Source organism: Mesorhizobium sp. C372A, from assembly GCF_030323245.1.
Classification (GTDB): domain Bacteria; phylum Pseudomonadota; class Alphaproteobacteria; order Rhizobiales; family Rhizobiaceae; genus Mesorhizobium.
On record NZ_CP100475.1, the window covers coordinates 826105 to 842749 of the forward strand.

Annotated in this window: 21 protein-coding genes; 4 read left to right on the plus strand and 17 right to left on the minus strand. The window is 63.2% G+C overall.

Annotated features, from left to right (window positions below; all coding sequences use genetic code 11):
* Positions 1-3 precede the first annotated feature (3 nt).
* The 10 genes from NLY42_RS03765 to NLY42_RS03810 all read right to left on the minus strand — a co-directional run bounded on the left by NLY42_RS03765 (position 4) and on the right by NLY42_RS03810 (position 9440).
* Entirely contained in the window at positions 4-702 is a 699-nt protein-coding gene (locus tag NLY42_RS03765; RefSeq protein ID WP_023755750.1) for a DUF3592 domain-containing protein, read from the minus strand.
* A 153-nt stretch (positions 703-855) separates the two neighbouring features.
* Positions 856-2283 carry a gamma-aminobutyraldehyde dehydrogenase gene (locus tag NLY42_RS03770; protein ID WP_023692629.1) on the minus strand — a complete coding sequence of 476 codons (1428 nt, stop codon included), beginning with the start codon at positions 2281-2283 and terminating at the stop codon, positions 856-858.
* A gap of 105 nt (positions 2284-2388) precedes the next feature.
* Positions 2389-3204 (minus strand): ABC transporter permease, encoded by an 816-nt coding sequence (locus NLY42_RS03775; protein ID WP_023673416.1) that lies wholly within the window; start codon positions 3202-3204, stop codon positions 2389-2391.
* Complete coding sequence (locus tag NLY42_RS03780; protein ID WP_023692630.1) at positions 3194-4159, minus strand: ABC transporter permease; 966 nt, start codon at positions 4157-4159, stop codon at positions 3194-3196. Before NLY42_RS03780 ends, NLY42_RS03775 begins: the two co-directional genes overlap by 11 nt.
* A 220-nt stretch (positions 4160-4379) precedes the next feature.
* Positions 4380-5378 carry an ABC transporter ATP-binding protein gene (locus NLY42_RS03785; protein ID WP_023755749.1) on the minus strand — a complete coding sequence of 333 codons (999 nt, stop codon included), beginning with the start codon at positions 5376-5378 and terminating at the stop codon, positions 4380-4382.
* A 206-nt stretch (positions 5379-5584) separates the two neighbouring features.
* On the minus strand, positions 5585-6739 hold the full coding sequence (locus NLY42_RS03790; protein ID WP_031244882.1) for an ABC transporter substrate-binding protein: 1155 nt from the start codon (positions 6737-6739) through the stop codon (positions 5585-5587).
* 211 nt (positions 6740-6950) lie between these two features.
* Positions 6951-7862 carry a LysR family transcriptional regulator gene (locus NLY42_RS03795; RefSeq protein WP_023715588.1) on the minus strand — a complete coding sequence of 304 codons (912 nt, stop codon included), beginning with the start codon at positions 7860-7862 and terminating at the stop codon, positions 6951-6953.
* A gap of 80 nt (positions 7863-7942) precedes the next feature.
* Complete coding sequence (locus tag NLY42_RS03800) at positions 7943-8554, minus strand: DedA family protein (RefSeq protein ID WP_023755747.1); 612 nt, start codon at positions 8552-8554, stop codon at positions 7943-7945.
* Positions 8555-8880: 326 nt separating this feature from the next.
* The gene (locus NLY42_RS03805) at positions 8881-9252 is read right to left on the minus strand and encodes a hypothetical protein (RefSeq protein WP_023755745.1); all 372 of its coding nucleotides are present in this window, start codon (positions 9250-9252) and stop codon (positions 8881-8883) included.
* A complete protein-coding gene (locus NLY42_RS03810; protein WP_023755744.1) occupies positions 9249-9440 on the minus strand; it encodes a hypothetical protein in 192 nt (63 codons plus the stop codon). The genes NLY42_RS03805 and NLY42_RS03810 overlap by 4 nt, the downstream gene beginning before the upstream one ends.
* Positions 9441-9560: 120 nt before the next feature.
* Between NLY42_RS03810 and NLY42_RS03815 the strand changes: the two genes are divergently transcribed.
* Positions 9561-9944 (plus strand): hypothetical protein, encoded by a 384-nt coding sequence (locus NLY42_RS03815; RefSeq protein ID WP_023755743.1) that lies wholly within the window; start codon positions 9561-9563, stop codon positions 9942-9944.
* 3 nt (positions 9945-9947) lie between these two features.
* Here NLY42_RS03815 and NLY42_RS03820 read toward each other — a convergent pair whose 3' ends face one another.
* Positions 9948-10826 (minus strand): ATP-dependent DNA ligase, encoded by an 879-nt coding sequence (locus NLY42_RS03820; RefSeq protein ID WP_031244885.1) that lies wholly within the window; start codon positions 10824-10826, stop codon positions 9948-9950.
* Between the two features lie 82 nt (positions 10827-10908).
* On the opposite strand from NLY42_RS03820, the gene NLY42_RS03825 reads away from it, so the two are divergent.
* A complete protein-coding gene (locus tag NLY42_RS03825) occupies positions 10909-11112 on the plus strand; it encodes a hypothetical protein (RefSeq protein WP_031244887.1) in 204 nt (67 codons plus the stop codon).
* 35 nt (positions 11113-11147) lie between these two features.
* Positions 11148-11513 carry a hypothetical protein gene (locus NLY42_RS03830; protein WP_023755740.1) on the plus strand — a complete coding sequence of 122 codons (366 nt, stop codon included), beginning with the start codon at positions 11148-11150 and terminating at the stop codon, positions 11511-11513.
* Between the two features lie 7 nt (positions 11514-11520).
* On the opposite strand, the gene NLY42_RS03835 is transcribed toward NLY42_RS03830, so the two are convergent.
* Entirely contained in the window at positions 11521-12324 is an 804-nt protein-coding gene (locus tag NLY42_RS03835) for a DNA adenine methylase (protein WP_023755739.1), read from the minus strand.
* Positions 12325-12558: 234 nt separating this feature from the next.
* A complete protein-coding gene (locus NLY42_RS03840; RefSeq protein ID WP_023755738.1) occupies positions 12559-13224 on the minus strand; it encodes a hypothetical protein in 666 nt (221 codons plus the stop codon).
* A 163-nt stretch (positions 13225-13387) separates the two neighbouring features.
* Here NLY42_RS03840 and NLY42_RS03845 point away from each other — a divergent pair, with 163 nt between their 5' ends.
* Positions 13388-14191 carry a sterol desaturase family protein gene (locus tag NLY42_RS03845; protein ID WP_023755737.1) on the plus strand — a complete coding sequence of 268 codons (804 nt, stop codon included), beginning with the start codon at positions 13388-13390 and terminating at the stop codon, positions 14189-14191.
* Here NLY42_RS03845 and NLY42_RS03850 read toward each other — a convergent pair.
* Genes NLY42_RS03850 through NLY42_RS03865 form a run of 4 tightly spaced genes read right to left on the minus strand, consistent with a single transcriptional unit; the run spans position 14137 to position 16643 of the window.
* Entirely contained in the window at positions 14137-15381 is a 1245-nt protein-coding gene (locus NLY42_RS03850; protein WP_023755736.1) for a LamG domain-containing protein, read from the minus strand. The two genes, NLY42_RS03845 and NLY42_RS03850, sit on opposite strands and share 55 nt — an antisense overlap.
* Before the next feature lie 28 nt (positions 15382-15409).
* Positions 15410-15715 carry a hypothetical protein gene (locus NLY42_RS03855; RefSeq protein ID WP_023755735.1) on the minus strand — a complete coding sequence of 102 codons (306 nt, stop codon included), beginning with the start codon at positions 15713-15715 and terminating at the stop codon, positions 15410-15412.
* Between the two features lie 5 nt (positions 15716-15720).
* Positions 15721-16149, minus strand: coding sequence for a hypothetical protein (locus tag NLY42_RS03860; RefSeq protein WP_023755734.1), 429 nt, complete (start codon positions 16147-16149; stop codon positions 15721-15723).
* An 11-nt stretch (positions 16150-16160) separates the two neighbouring features.
* Positions 16161-16643 (minus strand): phage upper tail fiber protein, encoded by a 483-nt coding sequence (locus NLY42_RS03865; protein ID WP_023755733.1) that lies wholly within the window; start codon positions 16641-16643, stop codon positions 16161-16163.
* Positions 16644-16645: the final 2 nt, after the last annotated feature.

The window sequence follows — 16645 nt, forward strand, 5'->3', positions numbered from 1 at the left end:
CCATCAGTTGCGGCGGCCGAAACTCGTCCGCTGCCCGGAAAACCGCCCTTCCCTGGCCAATCCGGCAGCCGCGACACGTGCCGGCTGATTGGGCAATGTGGCCTGCTTGGCCAGGGCCGCCGCTATCAAGGCGTCGGCCTGGCGCGCGCGCTGGTCCGCGCCGGCATCTCCGGCAGGGTTGCCCGCCACGGCGGAGGTCGACATCCGCCGGCGGGGTTTGAAAGCAAGATAGAGAAGCAACGCGCCGAGCAGTCCAGCCCCAATGACGATCGTCAAACGGGTGCCGGTCATGCCGGTGCGTTCGATCTGGGTGGGGTTGGCGGGGTTCTGGACGACGGTGAGCTTGTCGCCGACCTGCGGTTCGCGGGCACCGTTCTTGTTCAGCTCCATCGTGGCCTCGACGGCGTCGGCGCCGGTGCCGACGCGCAAGGTGCCGGTGAATTTCTGGGTCACCTTCCACTCTTTGTCAGCATGGACCGTCTTGAACGCATCCACCAGTTCGCACGGGATCGTGGCGGTGCTGACGGTCTTGTAGACAATCTTGTGGGTGGTCGATTCCATGTCGCATTCGACATTGACCGCGAGGATTTCAGCAGGCGCCTCGGGCCAGCCGCTCTTCTTGATCATGTCCTTGCCGCCGAACACAGCGATCAGCAGACAGAAGCCGGCAATGAGTACCAGCTTGATCTTGGTCGTGTTCATGCGCAAACCCCTCGCCGCGCGGTTTCCCGGCAAGAGGCTGCTCGTTCAGGTTGAATATTCAGTAAATCGTGAACTCCCGCCGTACCGCAAAAGTAACTCACGATTAATATACAGAAAACGCGGTGGCGAATATTTTAGAGATAGTGGCGGCCTCTACCCATGCGCCACCATCACATGACGAACGGCGGTATAATCCTCCAGCGCATAGAGAGACATGTCCTTGCCGTAGCCGGACTGCTTCAACCCGCCATGCGGCATCTCGTTGGTCAGCATGAAATGGGTGTTGATCCAGGTGCAGCCATATTGCAGACGGGCGGCCGTCGCCATGGCGCGCGAGACGTTCTTGGTCCACACCGAGGATGCCAGGCCGTAGTCGCTGTCATTGGCCCAGTTCACGGCTTCATCGACTTCGGAGAAGCGGGTGATGGAGACGACCGGACCGAACACTTCGCGGCGCACGATCTCGTCTTCCTGCAGCGCGCCGGCAACCACCGTCGGCTGGTAATAGAAGCCGGAGCCTTCGCCCGGCTTGCCGCCGGTGGTGATCTCGATGTGCTTCAGTTCCGAAGCGCGCTCGACGAAGCTCGACACGCGATCGCGCTGGCGGCGCGAGATCAGCGGCCCGATCTCGTTTTCGGTGTCGTCGGGCTGGTTGTATTTGATGGTCGAGACGGCAGATGAGAGATCGGCGACGAGCTTGTCGTAGATCTTCTTGCCGGCATAGATGCGGCAGGCGGCTGTACAATCCTGCCCGGCATTGTAGTAGCCGAAAGCGCGCAGGCCGTTGACCACGGCGCCGAGGTCGGCATCGTCGAAAACGATGACCGGCGCCTTGCCGCCGAGTTCCAGATGCGTGCGCTTGACCGACTTGGCGGCGGCCTGCAGCACCTTCTTGCCCGTGGCGACGTCGCCGGTGATCGAAATCATGTTGACCTTGGCGTGATTGATCAGCGTGTTGCCGACGCTGTCGCCGCGGCCGAGCACGACATTGACGACGCCCTCGGGCAGCACCTCGGCCAGGATCCTGGCCAGCTTCAGCGCCGTCAGCGGCGTCTGCTCCGACGGCTTGAAGACGACGGTGTTGCCGCCGGCAATGGCCGGCGCCAGCTTCCAGGCCATCATCATCAGTGGATAGTTCCACGGCGCGATGGAAGCGACGATGCCGATCGGGTCGCGCCGCACCATCGAGGTGTGGCCGGGCAGATATTCGCCGGCGACCACGCCCGGCATCGAACGTACCGCGCCGGCAAAGAAGCGATAGCAGTCGACGATCGCCGGGATTTCGTCATTGAGCACGGCGTTGATCGGCTTGCCGCAATTCAGCGCCTCGAGCGCCGCGAACTCCCGCGCGTTGGCCTCGATGCGGTCGGCGATCTTGAGGAGATAGCCGGAGCGCTGCGCCGGCGTTGTGCGTGACCACAAGACGAACGCTCGCTCGGCGGCAGTAACAGCCGCCTCGATCTGCGCCTGGCTGGCTTCAGGCAGGTTGAGAATGGTCGCCCCGGTCTTTGGATTCAGAATCGGCTCCTCGGTCTCGGTGCCGTTCTCGAAGCTCGAGCCGATCAGCATCTGGGTGTCCATGCAGGTTCTCCTCGGTCAGGAGCGAGTAGCGAATAGCGAGTAGCGAATAGGGCTGGTCGTGCAATCTCCCCTATTCGCTATTCGCTACTCCCTATTCGCTGTTCTTCATTTGCCCGAACCGGCGATCTGGTCGCCGTCGCGGGTCAGGTAATAGGCGGCAAGGATGGGCAGCAGCGTCACCAGCACCACGACCATGGCGACGACATTGGTGACCGGACGCTGGCGTGGGCGGATCAGCTCTTCCAGCATCCAGATCGGCACGGTCTGCTGCTGGCCGGCGGTGAAGGTGGTGACGATGACCTCGTCGAAGGACAGCGCGAAGGCGAGCATCCCCCCGGCAAGCAGAGCGGTGGCGATGTTGGGCAGCACGACGTGCCGGAAGGTCTGGAAGCCGTCGGCGCCGAGATCCATCGAGGCCTCGATCATTGAGCCGGAAGTGCGGCGGAAACGGGCGACCGCATTGTTGTAGACGACGACAACGCAGAAGGTGGCGTGGCCGAGCACGATCGTCCAGAACGAGAACGGGATGTCGGCTAGCGAGAAGGCCGAGCGCAACGCGATGCCGGTGATGATGCCGGGCAGCGCGATCGGCAGGATGACGAGCAGTGAGATCGTCTCGCGGCCGAAGAATTTCGTCCGTGACACGGCGGCGGCGCACAGCGTGCCCAGTATCAAGGCAATCGCGGTCGAGATTGCGGCGACGCGGACCGAAAGCGACAGCGCCTGCCAGACATCCGGCCGGTTCCAGGTGACGGCGAACCATTGTGTGGTCAGCCCCGGCGGCGGCCAGACGAAGCTCTTCTCTTCCGTGGTGAAGGCATAGACGAAGATCAGCAGGATCGGCAGGTGCAGGAAGAGCAGGCCGCAAGCGGCTGCGATCTTGAGGCCGAGCGGGGCGGATTGCGAACCGTCAGAGCGCATCGAAGGCCCCCATGCGCTTGGCGCCCCAGAGATAGAAACCCATGATGACGATGGGCACGACGGTGAAGGCGGCGGCGAGCGGGATGTTGCCGGCGGTGCCCTGCTGCGAATAGACGGCCTGGCCGATAAACAGCCGCGACGTGCCGATGATCTGCGGGATGATGTAGTCGCCCAGCGTCAGCGAGAAGGTGAAGATCGAGCCGGCGACGATGCCGGGCAGCGCCAGCGGGAACAGCACGTTGCGGAAGGTCTGGCCCGGCGATGCGCCGAGATCGGAGGACGCCTCGACCAGATTGCCGGGCACGCGCTCCAATGCCGCCTGCACCGGCAGGATCATGAACGGCAGCCAGACATAGACGAAGGCGATGAAGGTGCCGGTGGCGGAGACCGACAGCGAGTTGCCGCCGACGACCGGCAGCGACAGCCAGCCGTCGAGCACCCAGAGCAGATGCAATTTGGCCAGCAGCCAGGTCAGAATGCCTTCCTTGGCGAGGATCAACTTCCAGGCGTAGATTTTCACCAGATAACTCGACCACAGCGGCAGCATGATTCCGAGATAAAACAGCGCCTTCCAGCGGCCCCGGGCATAGCGCGCCGCATAATAGGCGATCGGGAAGGCGATGGCGGCGGAGGCCAGCGTGACCAGCACCGCCATCGTCACCGTGCGCAGGATGATGTCGAGATTGGCGGGCTGGAACAGGTCGCCATAGGTCTTCAGCGTGAACTCATGGTTGATGAGGCCGGAAAATTCGTCGATCGAGAAGAAACTCTGTGCCAAGAGCGCGAACAGCGAACCGATATAGACGACGCCGAGCCACAGCACCGGCGGCGCCAACATGAGGAACAGCAGCAGTTGCGGCTTGCGCCAGAACAGGTCGGACAGCGCACCGCGCACGCCGCCGCTGCCGGGCAGGATGGCGGGGGCGGAGGTTGAGTTGAGCGCGGCGATGGTCATGGGGAGACCGCGTGCTGAAGGAACCCTGAGAAGCCGGGTTCCTTCACACCCCCCTCTGTCCTGCCGGACATCTCCCCCTCAAGGGGGGAGATCAGCAGTTTCGCTGCCTCGCCAAATCCCCAAGGTTGAAGATTGGCGAAACCGGGAGGAACAGCCAATCTCCCCGCTTGAGGGGGAGATGTCCGGCAGGACAGAGGGGGGTGCTTGGCGCAAACCTCAATCATGCCGGCTCGTCCATCAAATGCAAATGCTCGCGGTTGAACGTCAGCACCACCGCTTCGCCTTCCGCCGGCAGCTTTGTCCCGGCCGGCACGATGGCGTGCAGCCTCAAGCCGTCGGCGTCGAGCGCCAGCCTGGTCGTGGCGCCGAGATAGTTGGTTCCGACCAGGCGCGCGGCAACCCCTTCGCCTTTCGCAATGCTGCCGATGCGGATCGATTCGGGGCGCAAGCTGCCCCAGCGGTCCTGGCCGGAATAACGCTGGACGAAATCCGGCGGCAACACATTGGAGGAGCCGACGAAATCGGCGACGAAGCGGGTCTTCGGCCGCTGGTAGATGTCTTCCGGCGTGCCGATCTGCATGATCTTGCCGTCATTGAAGACGGCGACGCGGTCGGCCATCGACAGCGCTTCGCCCTGGTCGTGGGTGACGAAGACGAAGGTGATGCCGAGCGCCTTCTGCAGCGACTTCAGCTCTTCCTGCATGTTCTCGCGCAGTTTGAGATCGAGCGCGCCGAGCGGCTCGTCGAGCAGAAGCACCTTGGGCTGGTTGACCAGCGCACGGGCCAGCGCCACGCGCTGGCGCTGGCCGCCGGAGAGCTGGCCGGGACGGCGGGCGCCATAGCCTGGAAGCCGCACCAATGACAGCGCCTCTTCCGCCGCCTTCTGCCGCTGCGGCTTGGCGACGCCCTTGACCATCAGCCCGTAGGCGACATTGTCCAGCACGTTCAGATGCGGGAACAGCGCGTAGTCCTGGAACACGGTGTTGACGTTGCGACGATAGGGCGGCATGCCCTCGGCGCGGTCGCCGAAGATCGAGATCGAGCCCGAGGTCGGCTGCTCGAAGCCGGCGATGAGGCGCAGGCAGGTCGTCTTGCCGGACCCCGACGGACCGAGCATGGCGAAGAACTCGCCGGGCACGATATCGAGATCGACCGCATCGACAGCGCGCACGCTGCCGAAATGGCGAGAGACTTTCTGGAAGGAAACGGCCGATGTCATGGGCTGTCCGTCTGTTGCCGGTTTGTGTTCGTCGAAATAGCTCTTGCCGCCACCAATCAGGCCAGCGGGCACGGCACTTCACCTCCCCCTCGATGGGGGAGGTCGCGGCGAAGCCGCGGGTGGGGTGACTAGCACCGGACGTCAGCGTTGCCCCCACCCCGACGCTGCGCGTCGACCCTCCCCACAAGGGGGAGGGTTAAGGGAGCTCACCGCCCGCCGATGACGCCGATATAGTCGGACACCCAGCGGTAGTAGGGCACGCACTGGTCGTTCTGGGTGGCGCACTTCGAGACCGGCGTCTTCCAGAACTTGATCTTGTCGAAGTTCTCGTAGCCGTTGGTCTTGCAGCCTTCCTCGCCGAGCAGCTCGTTGCCCTTGCAGGCAGCGGGCACCACGGGGAGCGAGCCGAACCAGGCCGAGACATCGCCTTGCACCTTGGGCGACAGCGAATGCTCAAGCCACATATAGGCGCAGTTGGGATGCGCGGCGTCGGCCTCCATCATGGTGGTGTCGGCCCAGCCGGTGACGCCTTCTTCCGGCACGGTCGAGGCGACCGGCTTCTTGGCGGCAACCAGCGTGTTGACCTGGTAAGGCCACGAACCGGAAGCGACGACGCCTTCGTTCTGGAAGTCGTCGACCTGGATGGCGGCGTCATGCCAGTAGCGGCCGACCAGCGTCCGCTGAACACGCAGCAGCTCGAGCGCTGCCTTGTACTGGTCTTCGTTCAGTTCGTACGGGTCCTTGATGCCGAGTTCCGGCTTGTGGAACATCAAATAGTTGGCGGCGTCGGCGATGTGGATCGGCCCGTCATAGGCCTGGACGCGGCCCTTGTTGGACTTGCCGTCCGGCAGGTTCATTTCCTCGAAGACGACGTTCCAGCTCTTGGGCGCTTCCTTGAAGACATCGGTGTTGTACATCAGGATGTTCGGGCCCCACTGATAGGGAACGCCGTAATGCACCTTGTCGACGGTGAACCAGGGCGCATCCTTCAGACGGTCGTCTACCGCCTTCCAGCTCGGGATGAGATCGGTGTTGATCGGCTGCACGCGCTTGCCGGCAACGAGGCGCAGCGATGCGTCACCCGAAGCGGTGACCAGATCGAAGCCGCCCTCATTCATGAGCGAGACCATCTCGTCGGAGGTGTTGGCGGTCTTGACGTTGACCTTGCAGCCGCTCTCCTTCTCGAAGGAGGTCACCCAGTCATAGCCCTTGTCGGTTTCGCCGCGCTCGATGTAGCCCGGCCAGGCAACGATGCTGACCTCGCCTTCGCCCTTGCCGAGCTCCTTGACCTGGGCGACAGCCTGACCGGAAAAGGTTAGCGCGACCGTCAAGGCGGTGCACGTCTTCAGAAATGAGTACATCGTCAATCTCCCATTTTGGCGCCTGACTGCGAAGCGAGTCGCCGCCGCAGTCAGCCGCAGGCTGAAAAGCGTCAGTTCATCCGATGCCACGTTGCCGCTCTGATGGCGGCTTTCGTCCCTGACATGAAAAGTGCTCGGAAAATTCCGGTTTCGCAAATTCATTTATCAGAAACGCGATATCGGTTTTTCCGATAGACAACCACACACCGTATCAACGCTGCTGGCGTACCATACGCTGCGACTGGGCAAGGCCGATGAAGTCGCGCGACGCCTGCGGCAGACCGGAGCCGCGGCGCCAGACCATGCCGACCTGGACGACCGGCAGGGAACCCGAAATGTCGCGCGATTCGATGCGGTCGCCTTCCAGCGACCACGGCCGGTAGACTAGGTCGGGCAGCAACGCCACGCCCGCTCCTGTGGCGACGAGGCTGCGAACGGCTTCGACCGAGCGGGTGCGAAAGGCGACATGCGGCCTGGCGCCGATCGCCGCCAGAAGCTTGCCGGTGTTCTCCTCGATCTCGTCGACGGTCAGCATGATCAGCGGCTCGCCGGCAATGTCGCCTATGCCGATAATGTCGGCGCTGGCCAGCTTGTGGCCGAGCGGGACCCACAGCCGGTAGGCCGAGACCTCAAGGATTTCCGACTGTAGGGCAGTGCGGTCGCGCAGGTTAGAGGTGACCATGACGGCAATGTCGAGCTTGCCGCCGATCAGCAGATGTTCGAGATAGTCGCCATTGTCCTCGATAGCCGAGACATCAATGCCGGGATAGGCGCGGCGGTAGCGCGCCAGCAGATCGGACAGCACATAGCCCGCGACCAGCGAGGTGACGCCGAGCTGCAGCCGCCCGCCGGCCACCACCTGGTCGTCGGAAAAAGCGCGGCGCGCGTCGGAGACGTCGGCCAGGATCTTGGTCGCATGGCGCAGGAACTGGTGGCCTTTGTGAGTAATGTTGAGGCCACGTGGATGGCGCTCGAACAATTCGACGCCGAGATCGCTCTCCAGCTCCTTGATCGCCTCGGTGACCGAGGATTGCGAGATGGAGAGGTTTTGTGCGGCGCCCGACACCGTGCCTTGCTCGGCGACGGCAATGAAGAACTGCAACTGGCGGATGGTGAAAGCCATGGCCGGACTAAACACCGGCGCGACGGGGAAGGAAAGCCGAAGGCGGGCCTTATACCCATACGGCTTGAGGCGCCTCCTGGTCAGCGGAATCCGAGGCGCCGCCGGCAGGCTGAACCGTAGCGCAGCGCGAGCATAAACGCCGTCTCCAGCGCCAAAACGATGACGATGATGCGAAAGCCGATGGCATAGGAATCCCGGCCGCTGCCGCGCATAAGGTAGCCGGTGACGAGGAAGCCGGTGTTCCATAGCGTGGCGCCGAGCAGCGTCGCCGCCGCGAAGGGCAAGAGTGGAAGACGGAGCGCGCCGGCCGCGATCGGCAGATAGTTGCGAACCGTCGGGATGAACTGCGCCAGCAAGGAGACCCGGACATGATGGCGGCGATAGGCCTGACCAAGCTTGCTGTAGGTCGCATAGCGCAGGCAGACATATTTGCCGAACCGCTCGACCAGCCTGTCGGCACGATCCAATCCAATCCTACGGCCCACACTATACCAGACAAGGCAGCCTGTGATGGCGGACAGCGTCGTCACCAGGAGCAGGATAGCGAGCGCCGGGAGATCGGGGGCTGCCGTCATGCCGAGGAACAGCAGCAGCACATGCGAGGGCGGCAGCGGCAGGATCTTTTCTGTGAAGGCGAGACAGCCGACACCGAGCAGGCCGAAGCCCAGGATCGCCGACAGTGGATCAGTCATGCGAAGCGCCAGTCATAAGTTTTGAGGTTCTTGATCCTGGACACCTTATACACCGTCGCCGGCGGAAAGTTGCGGAATGTCCGGCCAGCCGGGTCCGCTTCCAGGTCGGAGCGCGCAAGCGTCCAGGCCGTAGGAAAGACAAGGCATCGTTTGCAGCATGGTGGCCTCATTGCTGATGCGGGCGATTCGCCCGGCCCGCATTTCGACGAGGCGCTGTTTGCGGCTGCCAAGTTGCATGGACATTGCGAAGAGCGGGATGATTGATGTAGCGCGCAAAATCGTTTGGCACCTCCGCGCAACTTCATTTGGCACCAGCTTTGTAAGGCTCACTTCGGATAATCCGCCTTGACGACGACCCTGGTATAGGCCCGCTCGACGGCATAGACGGCTTCGTCCTTCGTTTCGACCCTGCCGCTCGACGAACCCGAAAACCAAGACCAGATGCCCGCCGATGGCCCATGAAGCCCTTTCATGATCCGGCCAGCCTTCTCATCCTGAAACCTCGCGGCGAAGTCGAAGGGGGCCGTCTGCCCGCCAATGACAGTTCGCGACCACACCAGATGAACACGAGCGCCCCGGTCGACCAGGAACTGGAAAGCACCCTCTTTGGTGTCGAAAGTCTGCAGGATGGTGCTCCCATCCACGACTTGCCAGCCGCGCTGGTAGGCAAGCCGGACTGTCAGCCGTTCCCCGCTCATATCATCCGATCGAACAAGATGGGCTTCCATTGGTAGGCGGCTGCGGTCGCAATGGCCATTTCCAACTCGATGTCAGTCGAGCTGGTGGCGCTGACCAAGCGCAGCTGCTGGATGCTCTGCGCGATAGAGACAGAGCCCGGCATAGCCGCCACGATGTCGGCGATGATCTTGTCGACGGGGTTGAGCATGGGCAAACCATAGCTGACGTCCAGCGGATCAAAAAGGCCGTCTCCGGGCCACCCGAGACATTTGCTCCGCGTGGAATGTTGGTTTAGCGTCCCCTGGGCTTGACGGGGGGAGACAATCGTATGCGCGCGCTGCTGGCCTTGATGCTGCTGACGGGGACTGCGCACGCTGGCTGCAATGACAAGCTGCTGGCCTTCGGCGAGTGGAGCGTGGTGCCGCTCGGTTACGACCAGGTTCAGATGAGCGTGGCCTTCAAATCGAACGCCGACAAGCCCATCACGATGATCAATGCCAAGGCCGGCTACGTCGACGCTCTCGGCCATCCGGTGGTGTCATTCCACCTGGACAAGGACGTCGAAATCCCGGCTGGTGGCACCTACGCCGAGGTGAAAAACTATGACAGAGGCCCATTCGAGCGCATGCTGATCCTCAAGCACGCCGAGGTAGCGACCTTCGTTTGCGTTGAAGGCGTCCTCTACGGAGACGGGACCAAGCAGGCTTTTTAGCCATCAATTGCTCTCCCTGTAATCCATCAGCCTGGCATGCCTGAGCTTCTCCTCGCCCTTGAGGAACCTCACCCGGCCGACCAGACCAGGCTTCAGCCATTCGGCCTTTTCCTTCTTCAGGCCCTTCGGCACCGGCCCGCCAGCCTTGCCCTGGACGCGATCCCATAGCCGCTGTCGCTTGTCGGCCTTGAAGTTGACGAACGCTCCACCTTTGTAGTGGCCCTTGTCCGCCATCAGAACCATCGCCGGCTTGCCGGCTTCGCGCTGCACCCCGATGATGTCCATCTCCTTTTCGTCGAAGCACTTGATCTTGCGCCAGTTCATGGTCGGACCGCTGCGATAGATGCTGGTGTTGCGCTTCGAGACCATGCCTTCCAGCCCGGCCTGGTCGACCAGATGGTAGACGGCGTCGCCCGTGCCCGGCAGCGCCTCGCTGAACTGGATGCGCCCGCCGGCCGGGATCATGGCCTGCAGGATCTCGCGGCGGTCCTCGACCGGCATTTCGCGCAGATCGTGTCCGTTGAGGTGGAGGAGGTCGAACGCGACGAGGTAGAGATCGCGCGATGGCGTGCGCCTGGTCACTGCCGCCTGCAAAGCGTGGAAGTCGGACAGGCCTGCGTCGTTGATCATGATGGCCTCGCCATCGAGGATGAAGGTCTCGGCCTCGATCGCGCCGGCCTCCTCGGCGAGGTAGCGATAGCGGCCGGTCCAGTCGAAGCCGTTTTTGGTGTAGAGCCGGATGCCTGCGGCGTCCTTGATCACCTGGGTGCGGTAGCCGTCGAATTTGATCTCGTGCAGCCAGTCGTCGCCTTCGGGCGGCTTGTCGACCAGCTCGGGCTCCATAGGCGGGATGAACTTCAGCCGATCTCCGGCGTTACGCATGCACTCGTTACTCCGACCGCGATTGAAAGGCGCCTGGCTCGGTTTGGTTGCATTTTAGCGAAATCGAATGTGGAAATCGCTTATGAAAATCGACGCGGCAGAGTGCCGGATGGCTTTGAGCATGATCAGACGGACGATCGAGGACCACTGTCCGCCGGGCGTGCTGCCCGCCGAAGAGATGGTCAACGGGCTCTACGGCCCCGAGCTGATGGCCGAGGCCGAGGCGATCTCCGCCGCGATCGTCGCCACAATTGAAAGGCTGACGGCCGGAGATTCGACAGAATAGCCCCTTTCTGGTTTAGTGATCCGGGGGACTTCCACATGCGGTTGCTTTCATCTGTGCTGCTGGCCGGCGCCTGTGCTTTGGCGGGCTGCGCGGACTATATGAGCCACCGCGACACCGTCACCCTCGGCGCCGGCGACGCGATGCTGGCAAATCAGGCGCTGCACACGGTCGATCCCTTTCCCCCGGATGCCCACAACACCAAGATCGAGGGCGACGGCCGACGCGTCGCCGCAGCGATGGGATTTAGACAGAAGCCCGCTGCTGGTGGTGGCACGGCCGAGCTGGACTGTGCCGGCGGCAGGGGCAACAATCCGGTCGCCCCTGCGAACGTCGATGTCAGCGCGGGCGATCCGAACAAGCTGGACGGGGATGGCGACGGCATTGGCTGCGAAAGCAGATAGGCCATCATTATCCCGAAACAATCAGCTCCTTCGCTGGCTGGCCTGCGCCGCCGCTGATCGAGTAGAGCAGCTCCGCCTCCTGCATGTCGAAGCCGGCGAAAGCCGTCCGGATCTCGGCCACGTCATTGATCGACAGGATGAACCGGCCCTTCAGCGTCCTCAGCCTCGCGGCGATCGCCTCGAACTGGTCGCGGCCGAACAGCTCCTTGCCGTAGTCGCTTTCGCTGCCAAAGTAGGGCGGGTCGAGATAGAACAGCGTGCCTGGCCGATCATAGCGGTCAATGAACGCCGACCAGTCCAGTTGCTCGATTACGACGCCGGCAAGGCGCTCGTGGATCTCCGCCAGCATCGGCTCAAGCGTCGTCAGGTTGAAGCCGGCCGACGAGCGGGGATCGACACCGAAATTGCGCCCCGCCACCTTGCCGCCGAACGCCAGCCGCTGGAGGTAGAGGAAGCGGCCGGCGCGCTCCAGGTCGGTCAGGGTCGCCGGGTCGCTCGCCTTCAGCCTATCGAACTCGCGCCTGCCGGAGAGCTGGAAGCGCATTGTCTCCATGAACTGCGGGTAGTGGCGCTGCAGGATGCGGAACAGGTTGGCGACATCGCCGCTACGGTCGTTGATGACCTCGGCGCGCGGCCGGCTTCGGCGCCGGAGGAACACGCCGCCCATGCCGACGAACACCTCCGCATAGGTCGAGTGGGGAACGCCCGCAATCAGCTTCACCAGGCGCTCTGCCAGGCGGCGCTTGCCGCCGATATAGGCAGCTGGCGGCCGGACCGGATCAATGCCTGTGAATGGGTCTTGAAGGGTCATTTAAGGGCATCCGAGAATCAGTCACCGTGCCTGCGCCCGAAAGGGCACCAGGTGCGGCGGTTATCTCTTGATGCTGCCGGGCGGGTCGGTCGCCAAACTAGGCCCGCTTCTCGGGAATTACCCCGAGCACCTGTCGCGGGCCTACCCGGTTCGACGTGAAATGAGAATCCTGCATCCCCGTCATTGCTGACATTAATGTGCATGCTGCTGCCAGCGGAAGGACGTGCCGGTGAGCTACTGCCAGCAGTGAAGACGCCCCTTCACCTGCTCGCATGCATTCAGGGGCAATGGCCCTTGCCCACTGGCCCACGCGGCCGTAGCGATGGCGCCTACCACCGCGAGGGCCGCGCCGGCCACAACCATGGAATGCGTGGTCCGCCGGCTCTCCACCTGCTGGGTGGTTGGCCGCGCAATTATGCCACGTATGACGGACAGATGGCTGGCGGCGCAGGCCAGCGCGACGACTGCACAAAGGCCGACACCAAGGGCGGGAAAGCCGCTGAAATCCGGTGTCCAGTCAATCGGCGACGCCGCGCCGATGCCGCTCGCGTTGGTGCCAGCCGAAAAGACACCTGCTCGGCCCATCGACATGAAAAGCATCAGGAAAGCAAGATGCGCATGCACAAATCGCGCCCTGCCGGCCGGACGGGAAGAGACAGCGATCACCGCGCCGGCGAGTGCGGCGATTGCGAATACGACGAAGGCAACGGCATAGCCGGACAGCCCGGTAACCAAATAGACCGGCTCGCGGACCAGCGGGGCAAGAGCTAGAAAACCCTGCCAGGCTGCCGGATCGGCGGGTGACGCGCCAAGCCGATAGGCTGCAGCGACGAACGCCGCGCCGAGGCCGAAGGTCAGCGCGGGCGCAAGGTAGATCAATCTGGCGGCATATTTCAGCATCGGTTGTCCCGCAACATTCTTGCTAAGAAAGATGAATGCCTTCCGTTAAGAATTGGTTCCGCGCTGAAGCCAACGAGCAACTACCTCCCGCGCACGGGCAGGTTCTAGATAACTGGAGTTGTGCTAAGTGTTTGCGGGGCTTGGGTGGGGGTTCGTATTGAGCATGGATATTCTCGGGCTAAAGTCGCTGCTGATTTGCTTCGTGATCTTCGTTCCGCTGGAGCGGCTTCTAGCCGTGCGTCCCCAGAAGATACTGCGCAATGGCTTTGGCAACGACGTCATCTATGCTGTTCTGAACAGCACCCTCACCAAGGTTTTCATCGTCATGGTCGCGGCTGCTGCAATGGGCGCGGCGGGCTTGCTAGTGCCGCGTGGCCTGCTGCTGGCGGTCAGCGGCCAACCCATCTGGCTTCAGGTGATCGAGATGATCGTCATCGCCGATCTTGGCGTCTACGCCGCGCACCGTATGTTTCATGCTGTCCCGGCCCTCTGGCGCTTCCATTCGATCCACCACGGGATCGAAGAACTTGACTGGCTCGCCACCTTTCGCGCCCATCCGGTCGATCAGATCATCACAAAATCCGTCTCGCTGGCGCCTATCTTTTTCCTTGGATTTTCAGGCGAGGCGATCGCGACCTATTTCATCATTTACACCGGCCACGCGTTGCTCCTGCACGCCAATGTCAGGATCAACTTCGGCCCACTCAAGTGGCTGATCGCCAGCCCTCAGTTCCACCATTGGCATCACGCCGACCATCGAGCGGCTTACGACAAGAACTTTGCCAGCCAGATCGCGCTCTTTGACGTGGTGTTCGGCACCTTTCATATTCCGGGTTCCGAGATGCCGGAGAAGTATGGTGTGGAGGAGCCAATCCCGGCGACCTATCTCGGGCAGTTCGCACACCCGTTTCGTCAGGAGCGCGGGAACGCCGCAGTCGGTACGGTGAAGCCGGCGTCCGACCCGTAACGGGTTATGTTGCTGATGCGCAGCTCATCGACCCAGCCATTCATGTCGAAGGTGGTGAACCCGCCTGGCCTCAAGCTGCCGATCGCCAGCACCGCGCTTGAGTTGTTGATTGGCACGCTGTAGCCGGTGGTCTTCACCTGCATGACGCCGTCGACATAGATGCGGGCAACGTTGGATGCGTCGCGATCGATGGCGATATGATACCATGTGTTCAGCGTCGGCGACCATGTGTACGAGCCGGTATCGGTGGTCGACGAATTGCGGAAAAAGAGTTTCCCGGCAGAGAACCAGAACGCCCAACCGCCTGTCCATTGGGCGACAAGAATGGCGTTGGTCGGGGCTGCGGCGAACCGGAAAAAGCCTTCGATTGTGAACGTTGTCCCGAAGGCCCAGTCGGCGGAGTCCGGGAAGGTGACATAATCCCCGCTGCCGTCGAGCAGCAGCGAGGAGCCGCCGAATTTCGACTGAGCCGTATCCAGCTGGGCATTGCCGACGAAGGTGGCCGCGCCGTGCGCCACGCCGCTTTCGTCCGATGTTGCCGTTGCCGCATCGACACCGTCGAAGCCGAGCAGCAGCTTTACGCTGGAGAAATTGGGATCAGTCACGCCGGCCTTGGTCAACGTCGCGGCCGTGCCTGTCATGGCGTAGCTGCCCGCCGCCGCCGTGACCTTGTAGCCGCGCAGCAGCCCGCCGGTAGTTCCGGTGAGGGCAAACGAGCCGGCAGCCGCGGCCACCTTCCTGCCGTAGGCGAGGCTAGCGGCGGTGCCGGTGTGCGCGTAAGAGCCCAAACCTGCTGCAAGTTTCAGCCCGCGCTTCAGTGTGGCGGCGGTGCCGCTTAGCGCGAACGAGCCGGCGTCGGAGGCAAGAACCTTGGCGGCGCTCGACGGGACCAGGCTGGCCGAGCTTCCGGTCAGCGTGTAGCTGCCTGACGTGCCCGCCACCAGCAGGGCACGCCGCAAGGTCGCGCTGCTGCCGGTGAGCGTGAACGAGCCCGCAGCCGCCGCCGTCTTCAAGGCACGCCGGAGCGTCGCGGCAGTGCCCGTCAGGCTGTAGGAACCGGCATCTGCGGCGAGCGTCAGCGCGCCGCCGCCGGCGGCCCAGATCTCGACGGCGCCGAGGTAGAGCTTGAGCACCGGATCGGCGCCCAGATAGAGCGCGGTCGGTGTGGTGCTGCCCAGCTTCAGGTCCATCGAAACGCCCTATCTCCTCACAAAGCCCTCAGGCGACTTCCCAGTACGGCCTGACGTCGCCGCCACCGACGCAAAAACGTCTGTGTTGCTTCCCGCAGGTGCAGTGGAAGATGTAGATGTCGGGAACGCCGCCGGCAGGGTCGGGGCTGCCGTCCGGCTTCTTCTTGTCGCGCCAGTTCTCGCTCGAATAGAACGCCTCGATCTCGTGGTCTTCAGGGTGGCGGCAGCAGGACGCGATCTGCTGGTTCTGCTCAAGCGCCTCGATGTATTTCGGCGGGAGGAGATCGAAGAGCTTGGCAACGGGGTAGCGCGCGCAGGCAAGGACATGGGCCATAGCGGTCACTGCATCGCATGAACGGATGCGCCGAAATCCAGCGTGAATGTCTCGCCATCCGCGACGGTGAAGGTGGCACCGTAGTCATAGCTCCAACCCAGATTGTCGCCGGCCGAGGTGTCGTCGTACACCGAGACATAGCGGCCGGTGGTGCTTGAGCCCAGATTGCCTCCCGCCGCTGTCCAGACGACATCGGCGCCTGTCGCGGTGACGATCCCGCCGGTGCGGGTCGAGTTGTAGGTGATGTTCGCGCCGCCGGTGGTATAGCCGTTGTTGCCCGCGATCTGGGTTAGGTCGGAGACGGCGTTGTCAGTGGCAACCGTTGGCGCATCGGTATGGATGACAGCCTTCCAGGTGTCTGTCGAACCGAAGGCGTCGATCAGCTTATTCATCAGGTTTTCGATGAAGGTCTCGTATTTCACAAAGGCGGCCATGGTCAGGGTTCCTAGCTGTTGATGACGTAAAACGTGGTCGCGTCGGGCGTCCCGAGCGCGTCGTAGGCGGCCTGGCTGAGGGCAATCCAGCGATTGACGCCGAGCGTGATGACGGCCTCGACCGAGACGTTGGTGCCGTCGATGCGCAGCGCACCTTCGCCGCCGGCCGGAATGACCGGCGCCGGGCCAGGCTGGGAGTCGATCGTCACGGTGACGTCCTTTGCGGTCGTGTTGACGAACTTCACCGGCCCGCGCTCCTCGGCCGGCACGGTCAGCGTGAACGGGCCGGACGGCGCGCCGGTCAGCGCGATCAGCGAGCCGTCCCACAGCTCGGCCGAAGTCATCGTGTCGGCGGTGCCGACCAGGGCGAAGCTCGACGCGCCGTGGTTGGCGGTCTCCTCGCGGTTGACGCGGTCGTTGACGGCGGCGACGCCATTGTTGATCTGGCTTGCCGCCACCGGCGTCGCGTTCGGGTTCTTCCGTTCGATCGTCATCT